The sequence below is a fragment of the Cytobacillus oceanisediminis genome, from assembly GCF_003182355.1.
Classification (GTDB): Bacteria; Bacillota; Bacilli; order Bacillales; family Cytobacillaceae; genus Cytobacillus; species Cytobacillus oceanisediminis_A.
This window is the reverse complement of record NZ_QGTW01000002.1, coordinates 407,285-421,031: the sequence shown is the minus strand read 5'-3', so window position 1 is coordinate 421,031 and position 13,747 is coordinate 407,285. Positions and strand designations below refer to the sequence as shown.

Genomic DNA, 13,747 nt, shown 5'->3' with positions numbered 1-13,747 from the left:
AAATTGTATTCCCGCTATCTTAAAGCTACCCGGGAATACATTGAGAGCGCGCTGTCCTGAAGGGATAGTCTAATGGAGAGCTTTGAGCAAGTGGCAGCACAATATGAACCAATGGTTTACCAAATTATCAGAACGTTGAACATCTATAAAAATCAGGAAGAATTTTTTCAGCTGGGTTTGATCAGACTTTGGGAGATTTGGGAGAAATATGATCCCCAAAAGGGAAATTTCCTAACCTTTGCTTATACAAACATAAGAATGAAAATGATGGACGAGCTAAAAAAAAGCAAGCTTCAGGAAGACCGAAGTCTTGTTCCGGATGAAGAGTTCTGGACGCTAATCGAATGTCCCACTACTAAGCAGCCCCTGGATGAGAAGTTGATTCTATCCTATTGTGAGGAACTGACAAATAACCAAACGATTTGGGTAACCTCTACCTTCCTATACGATTTATCAACCAACGAAATTGCAGAGCAGCACCAGGTCACAGTCTCGGCCGTTAAAGCATGGAAAAAAGGCGCTTTAACCAGACTGAAATCCGTCCTCCAACAAGAACCGCTCCAATGATTTAAAAATTATTTTTACCTGCCATGTCTTATTCCGCCCCTCATTTCTATTATAAAGGTGAAAGGAGGTGAGACAGCATGGCACAAGCAAACATCATCGATACAAAGCTTCGCCTGGTTTTTGAAACCGGTTTGGACCTGCAAGGCAAACCGATTCACAAGTCAAAAACCTACAGCAGCGTGAAGCAATCCGCTACTGCTGACCAGCTTTTTGCAGTAGGACAAGCCGTCGCAGCGTTATCCAACTATCCTTTAGTTGCACTTAATCGCAACGACAGCTTCGACATCGTAGGCTAATCTTCTATTAAAACACTAAACTCACAAGGAGGTGAAAAACATGGCGAAAACATTGGAAATGACTTTCCTATCTGATATGGGAAAGCCGTCTAAACTAACGATTGACAACCCAAAGGAACCAATCGATCCAGTGGCTGTAAAAGCAGCGATGGACCAAATCATTGCAGCCAACGCATTTGACGGTAATGGCGGTGACTTTGTTCAGGCACAAGGAGCTAGATTGCTGGAGCGCAACGTAACCGAATATGAATTAGTGTAATGTGAAGTGGCCGGTTTCTTTCTGAACCGGCCTTTTTTATAGAAAATATATTAAACGAAAGGAGCAATAAGATGGAACAGATGGTCACCTTAATCAGCGAGCTGGGCTTCCCGATTGTTGTCACACTTTTTCTGCTGAACAGAATTGAAGCTAAGCTTGATGTGGTGGTATCGTCGATCCAGGGATTGCCGGATCGGCTGAAGGAATAACAGTTATCTAACACCATTCAGGATTTATCTAGCATGATTCAAATTTTATCTTACCTATTTTTGTGAATATCTAGCAGCATCTTAAATTTATCTAACATTAGGGACAATTCCGGAGTGAAAATGGAATCTATCAAACTCGTTCAAAATGCCCCACAGAGCCAACTAACCGATATATTGAAAAAGTGACCGATAAAATGGGAATCTGACCGATATATCAAAAAGTTGACCGATAAAATGAGAATCTGACCGATATATCAAAAAATTATCCGATAAACTGAAAATCTTACTGATAGATTTAGAAAGGAACAGATATCTTACCCAATAATGACTCCCCATCCACGAGAATACTCAAAAACCTCTATTAAAAAACCAGCTCGGTCAAGGACCAGGCTGGTTATAAATTTAATCTCCCAAAACTATTAATAACTCAAGAACACGGCCCCATAACAAAGTGCTCCCATGATAATATAAGCCGGTGAAATTTTTAGCTTTTCAAGCAGGATATAGCTTACAGCAATCAGCAGCAGGGTATGAAACCAGCCTGCATGCATCATATGGTGGAAAAATACACAGTAAAAAACCTTGCTGAAAGTCAGCAAGGCTTTATTATTAAGCAGGTAAGTTTCACGCTTTAAATCTTACCATTATCGCCGCTGTCACACCTACAACAGCAATTCATAAACCTTCCTTGGCCTGCCCCGCTGGCCAGGCTGTTCTTCTCCGGTCACTTTTGCAAGTCCGAGCCGCTCGAGTTCGGCCATGATTCTTCTTGAATTGCGTTCGGTGTTTTTCAGCCACCTCGAGATTTCCTGGGCCGTGACGATATTCTTTTGATAATGCTTTGAAAGGTACTCGATTTTTGATACGATTGCCGGGCTGATTTTAGCATCTTTAAAGCGTTCTTCCCACTCTTCTCCCCATTTGCGCTGCTGATAGGAAATGATCTCCTCTCCGCTGTCAGACAGGTGTTCCTGGATCTGTTTTCCTTCGTCCACACTAATAACAGGCGACGTTTCCTGGTTTCGGGCATACTGGAGGGCAAGCCGGACATTCTGCTCCGCATCATAGGCCGTCAATCCGTAGCCAATCCCCATTCTGACTTTGAGCTTGCTGTGTATTTTCGCTTCCTCAATCAAGGAATACATGGAGGCTTCCTGAAAATGCATGTCCATTTCGCCTCTTGTTGTATAAATAAAGAATAGACCGTCTCCAATTTGCACGAACGAGCCCTGCACTTTTTCAGCATAATCCAGCATGACTTGCTTGATCTCAAGCTCATGGCGCTTCATCTCGTATGTAAAATGCTGTTCATCAAGTGAACTGGCGGAGTGCACCACTTCAATACCCATAATGGCAATCTGTGACCGCTTATACCAATTGGATTGGCCTCTTTCCTTTAAATACCGGAGTACAAGTTTTATGGCGACAGGAGAGGGAACAACACGGTAACAGGGTATTCCAATTTCTTTTAGCCGCTCGTAAACTTCCAGGACACAGGTCAAGGCGACCTGAGTTTTTCCTTCCTCATAAAGCTTTTTATGGAATCGGATGATTTCCTCGGCTGGTTCATATTCGTTATAAGAAAAGGAATGAATGTTCAAATCTCCTAAATAGTATGTGCTGCTTAGTGTATCCAGTTCTGATTGCTGAATCGTATCCAAGCTGGCATTTTGAAACCCGCCTTCCCTGATTTGTGCTTCAAGGAGCGTTCCCAGCAGACTCGACCCATACAATGGGGGATAGTGGGCATTTTCTTCAGTGATTAGTCCCTTTGAACGCGCATAATAATAAGGTGCCTGCCCTGAAAAAAACCATAGATCAATAGATGCTTGATAGTCCCTGATGATGTTTTCCGTTTCCTTTGTTTCTTTATAGATATATGGAGTCATTTCCAGCTCGCTATGTTCACGCCCCAAAGCGAGAATATGTCGGACAGAGTCTTCTGGACCCACTACCCCAACACGGATTTTCATTCTATTCCACCTGCTTTTCTTCTCTATTGCTTTATATGCTTGCTTCACTCTTTATATATTGAGCAATAATTGCCGAACCCATTTCCAAGTCTTCAAGTGAGGCATATTCTTCTGGATGGTGGCTGAGCCCATTTTTGCACGGAATAAACAATAGCCCAGATGGCCATTTGGCCGCCATATTCATGACATCATGGCCTGCACCGCTTTCCAGCACCAGTGCTTTATACCCTAAAGATTCTCCTGATTGCTGCAGTTTGTTCCTCACTTTATCATCCAACTGGACGGATGGGTTATGAACAAGGGTATTCACTTCCATTGTAACACCAAATGTACTTGAAAGCTGACTGCATTTTTGGCGGATGAGCCTTTCCATTTCCTTTTTTAACGAATCGTCCACACTGCGAATATCCACCCCAATCTCAACGATACCTGGAATCACATTCATGGCATTTGGTTTTAGTTCAATCGTGCTGGCCGTAGCGACAATAGGTACTGCACTTGAGCTGGATAAAGATTCAGCTGATTCCGAGATAAACGTAATGAGAGGCGAAGCGGCGACAAGGGCATCTTTTCTGTTCCCCATTGGAGTCGTTCCCGTATGGCCCATTTGCCCGTTTATGATCACCTTTAAGCGGATTGGACAAGCAACCGCCGTAACGGCTCCAAATTCTGCCCCGGCATCTTCCACCCTTGTGCCCTGCTCGATGTGAAGCTCAATAAAACTTTTCAATGCTGTCTCCGGCCTTTCAGCCTGGTCAATTGTTTTCCATGAGATGCCCATTTTTTCGACTGCTTGGCGGATTGTGATGCTGCTTTCGTCTGGCACATCTGCCACTTCTTTCTTATTTAAAAGACCGCTCATCGCTTTGCTTCCGATCGTTGATACTCCAAAGCGCGAAGATTCTTCTGATGCAAAACAAATCACTTCAATTGGAGAAGCAGGAAGGTACCCCTCTTCCTTTAATTTTTTGATAGCGGCAAGACCGCAAAGAACGCCCGCTACTCCATCATATCCTCCCCCGCCCTTTACCGTATCCACATGGGAACCTACGGCAACAGCTGGAGAAGTTTCCATCCCTTTCTCCTCTGGCTCCCACCTGGCAATCGCATTCCCGGCCTCATCTCTCCGGACCTTCAAACCAATCTCCTCAGCAATCGAAACAAAAACATCAATTGCTTTCCATTCCTCTTCCGTGTACCCTAATCGGCAGAATCCTTCCGGCCGTTCCATGGTGGTGGTTAAATTCAACTCTTTCAGATGCTTCTCAAGCCAATCTTTCATTCTCAACACGCCTTCCCTTATTTCAAACCTGATGAAAAATGCTGAAAATGAGGCAGATCTCTCTGCCTCACTTCTTGTATTGGATTCATTTCGAAATCAGTTTAATTTCCTAATGGACTCAAACAGTACTTTTACAGCTGCCAGCATCGTGCTTTCGTTTATATCAAACTTCTCATTATGATGGCCTGCCGCAAGCTCAGTTCCAAAAACACAGTACGTTGCCTGTCCTCCGTTTTGCTGAACCCTTTCCATAAAGAAGGTTGCGTCCTCGGAACCTGCAGGTGAATCGTCTTCAAGGATGCTTGCCTTAATATGGGGAGATTCATCTGCACAAGCTTGCAATACAGCAGCAAGCTCGGTTGATCCCTGGGCACTTACTGCCTCGCCTACAGTCTGAATCTCGTATTCGACTCCATACATTTGTGCTGAACCAGCGATAACAGCTTCTGCCTGGGCCTTGACGTATTCGTTGATTTTCGTGTTTTCTCCGCGGGTTTCAACCTTTAAAACGGCCCGGTCAGCGATGATGTTACGTCCTGAACCAGCATGCATTTCCCCTACATTAATACGGGTTGCCCCTTCTGAATGACGTGGAATGGCATAAATATTAAGTGCAGCGGAAGCAGCTGCCAGCAGCGCATTTTTCCCTTGTTCGGGATTTCCGCCGGCATGGGATGCAACACCTTTAAATGTTATATCAAGTTTGGAAGTGGCCAAAAATCCGTTCTTTGATGCAACAAAGTGTCCATCTGGTACTCCTGTGCCAACATGAGAGGCAATAAAATAATCGACATCATCCACAACCTTGGCTTCGGCCATCGACCTTGCCCCGCGGGTTCCTTCCTCGGCCGGCTGGAAAATCAATTTGATTTTCCCCTTAAGGCTGTCCTTATTTTCAGCTATCAAGGTTGCCAAGCCCAGCCCAATGGTTGTATGGGCATCATGTCCGCATGCATGCATTTGGTTTGGAACAGTGGATCTAAATCCTTCTTTTTGCGGAAAGTGGCTGTCTGCCTCGGATTCATTAATAGGCAAGGCATCCATATCAACGCGAAATGCGATAGTCGGTCCTTCCTTTTCCGTATCCATTGTGGCCACGATGCCTGTAAAGCCCTCTGAAAAAGGTTCAACATATTCTTTTTTTGCTCCATTTTCGAGTGCCCATTGATAATGAGCCTCTGTTTCTTCTTTATTAGGCTTTCCCATGCAATAGCCGGGAGACATCACCTGTTTGCCCATTTCCAGCTGAAAGCCAAGTTCATCAAGGATCGAGGCAACAATGGAAGCTGTCCGCATTTCCAGAAATCCCGCTTCAGGATAGCGGTGAAAATCACGGCGCCACTCTATTAGTTTACTTTCGAGGTTATTCATTTTTTTACTCACATCCTAGTTTTCTATTAGAGAAATGGACCAATTCCCGGACCAAACGGGATCTCAAAGAAGAAGAAGATTAAGATCATTACAATCCATGTCAGCAAGAAACAAATCGAGTATGGAAGCATTAGCGATATAAATGTTCCGATTCCGGCCTTCTTGTCATACTTCTGCATGAATGACAGCGCTATAACCATGTATGGCATCATCGGGGTCACAATATTCGTGGACGAATCCGCCACGCGGTAAGCCACTTGCGTAAAGGCTGGGTGATAGCCGAGCTGCATAAACATTGGCACGAATACAGGTGCTTCAAGGGCCCACTTTGCTGAACCTGAAGTGATCAGGAAGTTCAGCGATGCTGTAAAGATAATATAGCCAATGATCAGTCCTATACCTGTAAACTCTGCTTCTTTCAAAAATTCTGCCCCGTTCACGGCAACCCAGGTAGCAATGTTAGACCAGCTGAAGAAGGCAATGAACTGTGCAATTGCGAATATTAAGACAATATAAGATGCCATATCCTTCATCGATTCAGCCATAAAATGGGCAACATCTTTACTGCTCTTAATGTTTCCAACCGTCATTCCGTAAACAGTACCGATGATAATAAAGAAGAACAGAATGATCGGGATAATGCCATCAAGGAATGGGGATGGCACAATGCCGCCATCTTCATTGGTCAGCGGGCTATTTGGCATAAGGATGGCTCCCAGGATAATTGCAATATATACGCCCCCTGCAATGACAGCATTTCGCAATGCTTTGCCTGCATTAGGAGGATCTTCTTTTACAGCTTCTTTTACCTCTTCGCCTTTGTATTCCCCAAGGCGAGGTTCTATGAATTTCGTTGTAACAAGTCCGCCGACAACAGTTAGAACAAACACAGAAACAATATTGAAGTACCAGTTATCAATTGGTGTTACCACCATATTCTCATCAATAATCTGAGCAGCTTCTGTTGAAATACCTGCTAATAATGCGTCTGTTCCTGCAATCAAAAGGTTTGCTGTAAAACCGGCGCCTGCTGCTGCATACCCTGCTGCTAAACCGGCAATCGGGTTCCGGCCAATTTTATAAAAGACCATGGCAGCCAGCGGCGGTACAAGAACCATCGCTGCATCTGACGCGATATTTCCCATGATCCCCACAAAAACAACTGTGTAAGTGATTAATGCCGGCGGTGATTTTAAAATCGTTTTCTTAATGGCATAATCCAGCATGCCAACTTTCTCGGCAAGGCCGATACCGAGCATCATGGACAGAACAAGGCCTAGAGGCGCAAATCCTGTAAAGTTATCGAGCATCGATGTTAAGATGAACTGCAAACCTTCTGCAGATGCTAAATTCTTAACCGGCAGCTCTTCTCCTGAGCCCGGGTGAATAACAGTCGCACCAAATGCGCTAAAAATAGCTGAAACAATAATGACAAGGACAGCGAGCCCCGCAAACAATATAAATGGATCCGGGAGCTTGTTGCCGACAATTTCAACCCCATTCAGGAATCGCTGTGCAATCCCTGCTTTCTTTTTTTCTGTTACCTTTTTCTCCCCTTGCTTTTCAGTTTTCATTTTCTCCCCTCGCTTTTCAGTTTTTTATTTATTTTGACTCTTTTTCTCATTGATTGTTGATTTTGTTGTTTTAGCTTGTGAATACTGCCCGTTGATTTCCACTGCGGGCACTCAGCGAACCCGCGGGGAGGAATGAGATCCTCCTCGCTTCGCCTGCGGGGTCTCCCACTTCCCTCTCTTCCCGCTGGAGTCAAGAGCCCTCCACTTCAATCAACTCACTAGGTTGCACTTAGTTTGTCATGAAAAGCAGTTAACTTTACAAAAAAAGCCTTTATTTTAAAGTCGATGGCTTCACATCTTTTGGTATTGGACATGTGTAAGGACTGGCTTTTCTAAACTCATGGAATTCCTGTTTAACAGCTTCCAATTCTTCCTTGTCAGTCAGCAGTTTAACAGCCGTTAACGCCATTGCTTCTGCTGCCCGCAGCATTCCTTTGTGAGCGTAGCTGCTAATGCCTTGTGTGGTCATTTGCCATGTATGCAGCGGTGTCCCCAAAGCTGAGGTTGATGCCGTCAGCTGAGCGGTTGGAATAACCCAGCTTACATCCGATACATCCGTAGATCCGGCAAGAACTTCTTTAGATGGTTCATATGCCGAGATGGTTTCTGCGAGGTATTTTCCCTCAAACTCACTTCCGTCCCCAACGTAGCCAAATCCTCTTAAAATATCTAAATAGCTTTCTTTTTCACCTTCTGATAGCGTTGACCAAAGCTTTTCGGCAAAAGTAATTTCTGTTTCGCTCGGTTTTTCGATGCCAGCTTCCTGAAGACTTTTATAGAGAAGCTTTTCAAGGGAGCGATTGGGAATATAATTGGAACAAGCCTTATCAAACTCAATGGAAAGCTCTGTTTCCGTCATCAGTGCTGCACCTTCCGCAATTTTGCATACCCGTTTGTAGATCTCATCCACCTGCTGAACTTTTGGCGCCCGGATTAAATACAGCACTTCAGCGTCTGCTTGTACAACGTTTGGCGATATGCCGCCTGTGTTGGTGATTGCATAGTGAATCCTTGCTTCCGGCACGATATGCTCTCGAAGGTAATTCACTCCTACGTTCATCAGCTCAACCGCATCAAGGGCGCTTCGTCCAAGGTGCGGCGAATTCGCAGCATGTGAGGATAAGCCTTTAAATCTAAAATAAATCTGATAGTTTGCCAAACTGGAAAGGCTCATGATGCTGTTTGCCGGAGATGGATGCCAGGTTAAGGCTGCGTCCACTCCTTCAAACACGCCTTCCCGGACCATGAATGTTTTTCCGGATCCGCCTTCTTCACCTGGACATCCAAAAAACTTAACAGTCCCTGGCAAGTTGTTATCTTCTAGATATTTTTTTGCTGCACATGCTGCAGCAAAAGCACCAGTCCCCAGAAGGTTATGCCCGCACCCGTGGCCTACATTCAGTTCAGTTGGCTCATAAGACGTTTTGTTTGGCACCTGTCCCAATCCGGACAATGCATCAAACTCCCCAAGGAACCCTATAACAGGGGATCCGCTTCCATAAGAAGCAACAAAAGCGGTTTCTATATCTCCAGCATTCCTTTCAACGTGAAATCCTGCTTTTTCGCACTCAGAGGCCAGGAATTCCGCCGATGAATACTCTTCAAATCTCGTTTCGGGATGATGGAATATATACTCGCTGATTTCTTCAAAAGTCTCTTTGTTTTCTGCCAGAAACGTTTTCGCAAAGTTGTTTGTCATGGTATCCTCCTTAAAAATCTGTTTCTTGGTGATTAAATGCCGTGCTAATCAGGCCTCAAGTAAGCCCGATCCCCCATTTAGAATATTTATATAGGCATCGATCGCAACCAATAAAACTTCTTCCTCGAAATCAAACTGAGGATGATGATGAGGATAATCAAGCTGGGTTCCAAACAGCATATACGTTGCTTTGCCTCCATGCTTTTGGACCCGGTTCATCATTAGGCTGACATCTTCCGATCCGGAAACAGGCACTGCAGGCAATACTTCTTTAATAAACTCACTTGATGCACACCATTCCGTAATTTTCGGTATAAGCGCCTCATCACAGACAACTACTTCCGTAACACCTACTGCTTCAATCGTGCAGGAAACATCATGCATATTTGCTGAAGCCTGAATAATCCGAGTGGCTTTCTCAGCCATATATTCTGCAATCTGCGGCGTCTGTCCCCGCACTTCAATTTCCATATAGCTGTCTTCCGGGATGATGTTACGGCCGCTTCCGGCAATCAGCTTTCCAACATTGACCCGGGTTACGCCATCATGGTGGCGCGGAATGCCATAAAGATTATTTGCAGCAGTCGTTGCGGCCAATAAGGCATTTTTGCCGAGTTCCGGACTTATGCCGGCATGAGAGGAAACTCCTTTGAAATAGACATTGAACTTTGTTGAGGCAAGGAATCCCGGCGTTGTTGCCGCAATCGTTCCAACGGGCAGGGATTGAATGCCAATGTGGCCTGAATAAAAATAATCGATGTCATCGAGCCAGCCTTTATCTGTCATGGCCCGAGCCCCTCGGCCCCCTTCTTCAGCCGGCTGGAAAAGAAGAGTAAAGCGTCCTTTCAGGTTATCGCTATGGGATGAAATATACTTGGCTACTCCCAGTCCTATAGCTGTATGCCCGTCATGACCGCAAGCATGCATAACATTCTTTTCCTTTGAAACAAATTCATTTTTTGACGGCAGATGAGCTGGATCGTTTGATTCGTTTATCGGCAACGCGTCAATATCAAAGCGGAAGCCAACATGATCACCTTTTTTACCTGTATCCCATGTCGCAACAAGTCCGGTATTTCCGCCCCTCATTTTATCCAGCCATGACTCTTCAACACCCCAGTTAAAAGCCTTTCTCTCGTGTTCCTCAAGATCAGCTTCCGCCGGTACTCCCAGACGGGAATCCTCTTTTAGCGCTTCTTTCCCTATATAAAGGTTGAATCCCATCTTTTCGAGTTCTTTCCCAAGCCTATAAGTCGTGATGTACTCCATAAAACCCAATTCAGGCAAAGCATGTAAAGTACGCCGCCATTTGATCAATTGGGGGGTTAAATCCTTTAAAAAATCACTGGACAAAAAATCACACCTCACTAGTTATTAAAAGCACTGAATGCTTCTGTTAAATTAGCTGTAAAAACGATCGTGAATAGCCATAATGAATTCATTTCGGAAATTTTCCGTTTAACTACCTTAAATCCATTATACATATGATTTTAGAAAATTCAAAGTTAAATATTAACTATTAATATAAGATTTTATGAATTTTTATAAATTGGGCGCTGCTGAATAATGAGGAGGAAATGGAAACATAGTTTTAATTCAACCCTTTATGTTGTTAGCAGCCAATACCGGGAGTTAAGTAAAAATAACAAATAGCCTAGCTGATCTTTCTACTAGACTATTTAACCGTAAGTTTGGGACACCCCTGACTGCCCTGCAAAATATAGGCGGCCATGGCTTTATGACGCCTTATTACTTTATAGCTTTAACAAGTAAGGAAGAGGCCATTAAGCCTGTCTATGACCTTTATAAAAACAATCCTGGTGAAAGTTTACAAAATTTAAGGAACGCCTATGAAGAAAGCCTATTTGAATCAAAAAATTTCAAAATCAACATTCAATTATTTATGAGTGACAAGCAGGCAAAACCGAGCCAAGACCTATTTGATCAAGTCACAAAAGAGCTAGAAGAAATGAACTCAATACCTAAAGGCACTTACAGCTTTTCTCTAAATGATAACTTCATTGATAAACAGAGCTCTGAAGGTGCTAAAGATAATTCTTTAAAGCGCGGTTTTCCGGATTATATTATTAAAGAATAAAAGCAGGTGAATAAATGGAGACACTTAAGGGTTCACCAAATATAAGTAAAGATATAGCTATATACAATGAATAGGTGGATCGTGGGACGTTGAATTAAGTTCTTATATTAATTGTTAACACTTATCACATTAAAAACCCCCGTAATCGTTCGGGGGTCGTTTTAGTATCCACTTTGATCTAAAGCGATTGAACAATTACAAAATTACTAACCTACCCTTTCTTCAAAAAGGTTTCTTCCCTCAAACTTCTGAACAAAATTGCAGGTTTTACACGCCCGGCCCAAACTTTGTTTGGTAACAGGATCTCTATAGTATGTTTCGTTAAAACCGCATATGGAGCATTCCAGTTCGTGTAAAATTTCCCGTTTGCCAATTACCGCTTCCAATATTAACTCGAAATGCAAATCTACCACTCCCATTTCCCTTTTTGTTTTTTTATATCAAACTGGAAGTGCGAAGATTCCCGAACCTTGTAAAGTCTAATGGAGCATCTTTCCGACAAAACAAAGTCAAAAACTATAGGAAAAAGATAAAGGATAGGTAAATATGACTTCTTAGAGGCCAACCTTTAAAGATAACTTAAAAAACGATTATGTATGTAAGTTACATGCTTCGATCGTTTCTATTATTTTTCGGGAAATAATAGGCTTTTTATGTCGTTAATTACTGCGCCTTTAATGACCAATAATAGGAGTCTTCCAATATCGGGATCTAATTATTGTTTCTTTACCTGCTTAAGGAATTCACTAAAAACTGCAAAAACACGGCCCTAAACCAGCCACCCCCAATGCTTTGAAGCAATTCAATCAAACGTTTGATTGAAGAATGTTTATCCAAAAATAAAAAACCACCGATGCATTCATCGGTGGTTAGCCTTCGTGGAACATAACTGTGAAACAAGAAAATTCGGGTGGTACCTGGTACCAATTTAGTTATTATTAATAATAACCAGCTTCATCTCCGTCATTTCATCAATTGCGTATTTGATGCCTTCCCGGCCGACGCCGCTTTCTTTGACTCCGCCATATGGCATGTGGTCGACGCGGTAGGTTGGGATGTCGTTTACGAGGACACCGCCGACGTGCAGCTTTTTCGTAGCGTCCATGGCGGTGCGGATATTTTCAGTGAAAATGCCTGCCTGGAGGCCATAGCGGGAGTCGTTTACAAGTTCGATCGCCTCTCCAACTGAATTCACTTTATTAATTAAAACGATCGGTGCGAACACTTCCTGGCAGGAAACCTTCGCAGCTGGCTCAACATCTAGCAATACAGTTGGCTTCAGAACATTCCCCTCACTTGTTCCGCCCAAAACGACCTTAGCGCCATTCTGCTTTGCTTCTTCGATCCATCCCAATGTGCGCTCCACTTCCTTAGGAGCGATTAAAGCCGACACATCTGTCTCCGGGTTTAAAGGATCCCCTACCTTAAGCTTTGCAGCAGCTTCCACAAACTTTTCTACAAAGCTATCATAAACGTCACTATGAACATAAACCCTCTGAAGAGAAATACAAACCTGCCCCTGGAAAGCAAATGCCCCCGTTACACAGCGCGGAATGATTTTCTCCACGTCTGCATCCTTATCAACAATCAGTGCCGCATTGGACCCCAGTTCAAGAGTAACATGCTTTAAACCGGCCTTATTTCGGATGCCAATTCCCACTTCAGGGCTTCCAGTAAAAGAAATCTTTTTTACGCGGCCATCCTTTACCAGCTTTTCTCCCACTACAGAGCCGCTGCCCGTTACGACATTAAATGCACCTGCCGGCAGTCCGGCTTCCTCCAGAAGCTCAGCGAGAAAATAAGCGGATAGCGGTGTCTGGCCTGCCGGCTTCAGCACGACAGTATTTCCAGCTGCAATGGCGGGTCCCACCTTATGGGCAACAAGGTTCATCGGAAAGTTAAACGGAGTAATCGCCCCAATTACACCAAGCGGTTCTCTCACCGTATAAGCTACCCGGCCTTCCCCGCCAGGTGCGGCATCCATCGGAATGGTTTCTCCATTGATTCTCTTCGCTTCCTCAGCAGCAAACTTGAAGGTCTGAACCGTTCTTGCAATCTCACCCTTAGCCGTGGTAATCGGCTTGGCTGCTTCCAGAGCGATGATTCCAGCAGCTTCGTCCAAACGCTGCTCCAATAAACCGGCCAGCTTCTCAAGAATACCGGCACGCTGATAGCTTGGCATTTCCGCCATTTTGCTTCTGGCCTGATAGGCAGCTTCTATGGCCAGATCGACCTCCTCAACTGTTGCCTGCGGAATCTCGGCAATCAGCTCGCGGCTATAAGGAGAAAACAAGGATGTATACTCCTTCGCCTCCACCCACTCGCCATTGATATATAACTTCTTTTTCTCTTTATTTTTGACCGTCATTTCCCTAGCCTCCCAGTTTCAATGATAAGATGAGTTCCTAAAACACTCTTC

At 44.1% G+C, this 13,747-nt stretch carries 12 protein-coding genes; 5 read left to right on the top strand and 7 right to left on the bottom strand.

Translation table 11 applies throughout. From position 1 onward, the window contains the following. Positions 1 to 72: 72 nt before the first annotated feature. The 4 genes from DFO73_RS06300 (at position 73) to DFO73_RS06285 (ending at position 1,331) form a co-directional block, all read left to right on the top strand. Complete coding sequence (locus tag DFO73_RS06300; RefSeq protein WP_110063922.1) at positions 73 to 567, top strand: sigma-70 family RNA polymerase sigma factor; 495 nt, start codon at positions 73 to 75, stop codon at positions 565 to 567. Positions 568 to 644: 77 nt separating this feature from the next. Further along, positions 645 to 863: a DUF1659 domain-containing protein gene (locus tag DFO73_RS06295; protein ID WP_110063921.1), complete on the top strand. Its 219-nt coding sequence runs from the start codon at positions 645 to 647 to the stop codon at positions 861 to 863. Between the two features lie 40 nt (positions 864 to 903). Beyond that, positions 904 to 1,122: a DUF2922 domain-containing protein gene (locus tag DFO73_RS06290; protein WP_110063920.1), complete on the top strand. Its 219-nt coding sequence runs from the start codon at positions 904 to 906 to the stop codon at positions 1,120 to 1,122. A 71-nt stretch (positions 1,123 to 1,193) separates the two neighbouring features. Next, positions 1,194 to 1,331: a YvrJ family protein gene (locus DFO73_RS06285; protein ID WP_019380521.1), complete on the top strand. Its 138-nt coding sequence runs from the start codon at positions 1,194 to 1,196 to the stop codon at positions 1,329 to 1,331. A gap of 662 nt (positions 1,332 to 1,993) precedes the next feature. Here DFO73_RS06285 and DFO73_RS06280 read toward each other — a convergent pair. The 6 genes from DFO73_RS06280 to DFO73_RS06250 all read right to left on the bottom strand — a co-directional run bounded on the left by DFO73_RS06280 (position 1,994) and on the right by DFO73_RS06250 (position 10,583). Then, complete coding sequence (locus tag DFO73_RS06280) at positions 1,994 to 3,304, bottom strand: hypothetical protein (protein ID WP_110063919.1); 1,311 nt, start codon at positions 3,302 to 3,304, stop codon at positions 1,994 to 1,996. Positions 3,305 to 3,335: 31 nt separating this feature from the next. Then, positions 3,336 to 4,586, bottom strand: a complete 1,251-nt coding sequence (locus tag DFO73_RS06275) for a M20 family metallo-hydrolase (RefSeq protein WP_110063918.1) — start codon at positions 4,584 to 4,586, stop codon at positions 3,336 to 3,338. Between the two features lie 96 nt (positions 4,587 to 4,682). After that, the gene (locus DFO73_RS06270; protein WP_110063917.1) at positions 4,683 to 5,957 is read right to left on the bottom strand and encodes a M20 family metallo-hydrolase; all 1,275 of its coding nucleotides are present in this window, start codon (positions 5,955 to 5,957) and stop codon (positions 4,683 to 4,685) included. Positions 5,958 to 5,983: 26 nt separating this feature from the next. Then, positions 5,984 to 7,531: an AbgT family transporter gene (locus tag DFO73_RS06265; RefSeq protein ID WP_110063916.1), complete on the bottom strand. Its 1,548-nt coding sequence runs from the start codon at positions 7,529 to 7,531 to the stop codon at positions 5,984 to 5,986. Between the two features lie 271 nt (positions 7,532 to 7,802). Next, entirely contained in the window at positions 7,803 to 9,230 is a 1,428-nt protein-coding gene (locus DFO73_RS06255) for a M20 family metallopeptidase (RefSeq protein WP_110063914.1), read from the bottom strand. Positions 9,231 to 9,278: 48 nt separating this feature from the next. Further along, on the bottom strand, positions 9,279 to 10,583 hold the full coding sequence (locus DFO73_RS06250; protein WP_110063913.1) for an amidohydrolase: 1,305 nt from the start codon (positions 10,581 to 10,583) through the stop codon (positions 9,279 to 9,281). 289 nt (positions 10,584 to 10,872) lie between these two features. On the opposite strand from DFO73_RS06250, the gene DFO73_RS06245 reads away from it, so the two are divergent. Beyond that, a complete protein-coding gene (locus tag DFO73_RS06245; protein WP_309043011.1) occupies positions 10,873 to 11,328 on the top strand; it encodes a DUF1672 family protein in 456 nt (151 codons plus the stop codon). A 928-nt stretch (positions 11,329 to 12,256) separates the two neighbouring features. Here DFO73_RS06245 and DFO73_RS06235 read toward each other — a convergent pair. After that, positions 12,257 to 13,696 carry an aldehyde dehydrogenase family protein gene (locus DFO73_RS06235; RefSeq protein WP_110063911.1) on the bottom strand — a complete coding sequence of 480 codons (1,440 nt, stop codon included), beginning with the start codon at positions 13,694 to 13,696 and terminating at the stop codon, positions 12,257 to 12,259. Positions 13,697 to 13,747: the final 51 nt, after the last annotated feature.

Coding starts and splice junctions, on each gene's coding strand:
- DFO73_RS06300 (WP_110063922.1), top strand. CDS start 73: ATGGAGAGCTTTGAGCAAGTGGCAGCACAATATGAACCAATGGTTTAC.
- DFO73_RS06295 (WP_110063921.1), top strand. CDS start 645: ATGGCACAAGCAAACATCATCGATACAAAGCTTCGCCTGGTTTTTGAA.
- DFO73_RS06290 (WP_110063920.1), top strand. CDS start 904: ATGGCGAAAACATTGGAAATGACTTTCCTATCTGATATGGGAAAGCCG.
- DFO73_RS06285 (WP_019380521.1), top strand. CDS start 1,194: ATGGAACAGATGGTCACCTTAATCAGCGAGCTGGGCTTCCCGATTGTT.
- DFO73_RS06280 (WP_110063919.1), bottom strand. CDS start 3,304: ATGAAAATCCGTGTTGGGGTAGTGGGTCCAGAAGACTCTGTCCGACAT.
- DFO73_RS06275 (WP_110063918.1), bottom strand. CDS start 4,586: ATGAAAGATTGGCTTGAGAAGCATCTGAAAGAGTTGAATTTAACCACC.
- DFO73_RS06270 (WP_110063917.1), bottom strand. CDS start 5,957: ATGAATAACCTCGAAAGTAAACTAATAGAGTGGCGCCGTGATTTTCAC.
- DFO73_RS06265 (WP_110063916.1), bottom strand. CDS start 7,531: ATGAAAACTGAAAAGCAAGGGGAGAAAAAGGTAACAGAAAAAAAGAAA.
- DFO73_RS06255 (WP_110063914.1), bottom strand. CDS start 9,230: ATGACAAACAACTTTGCGAAAACGTTTCTGGCAGAAAACAAAGAGACT.
- DFO73_RS06235 (WP_110063911.1), bottom strand. CDS start 13,696: ATGACGGTCAAAAATAAAGAGAAAAAGAAGTTATATATCAATGGCGAG.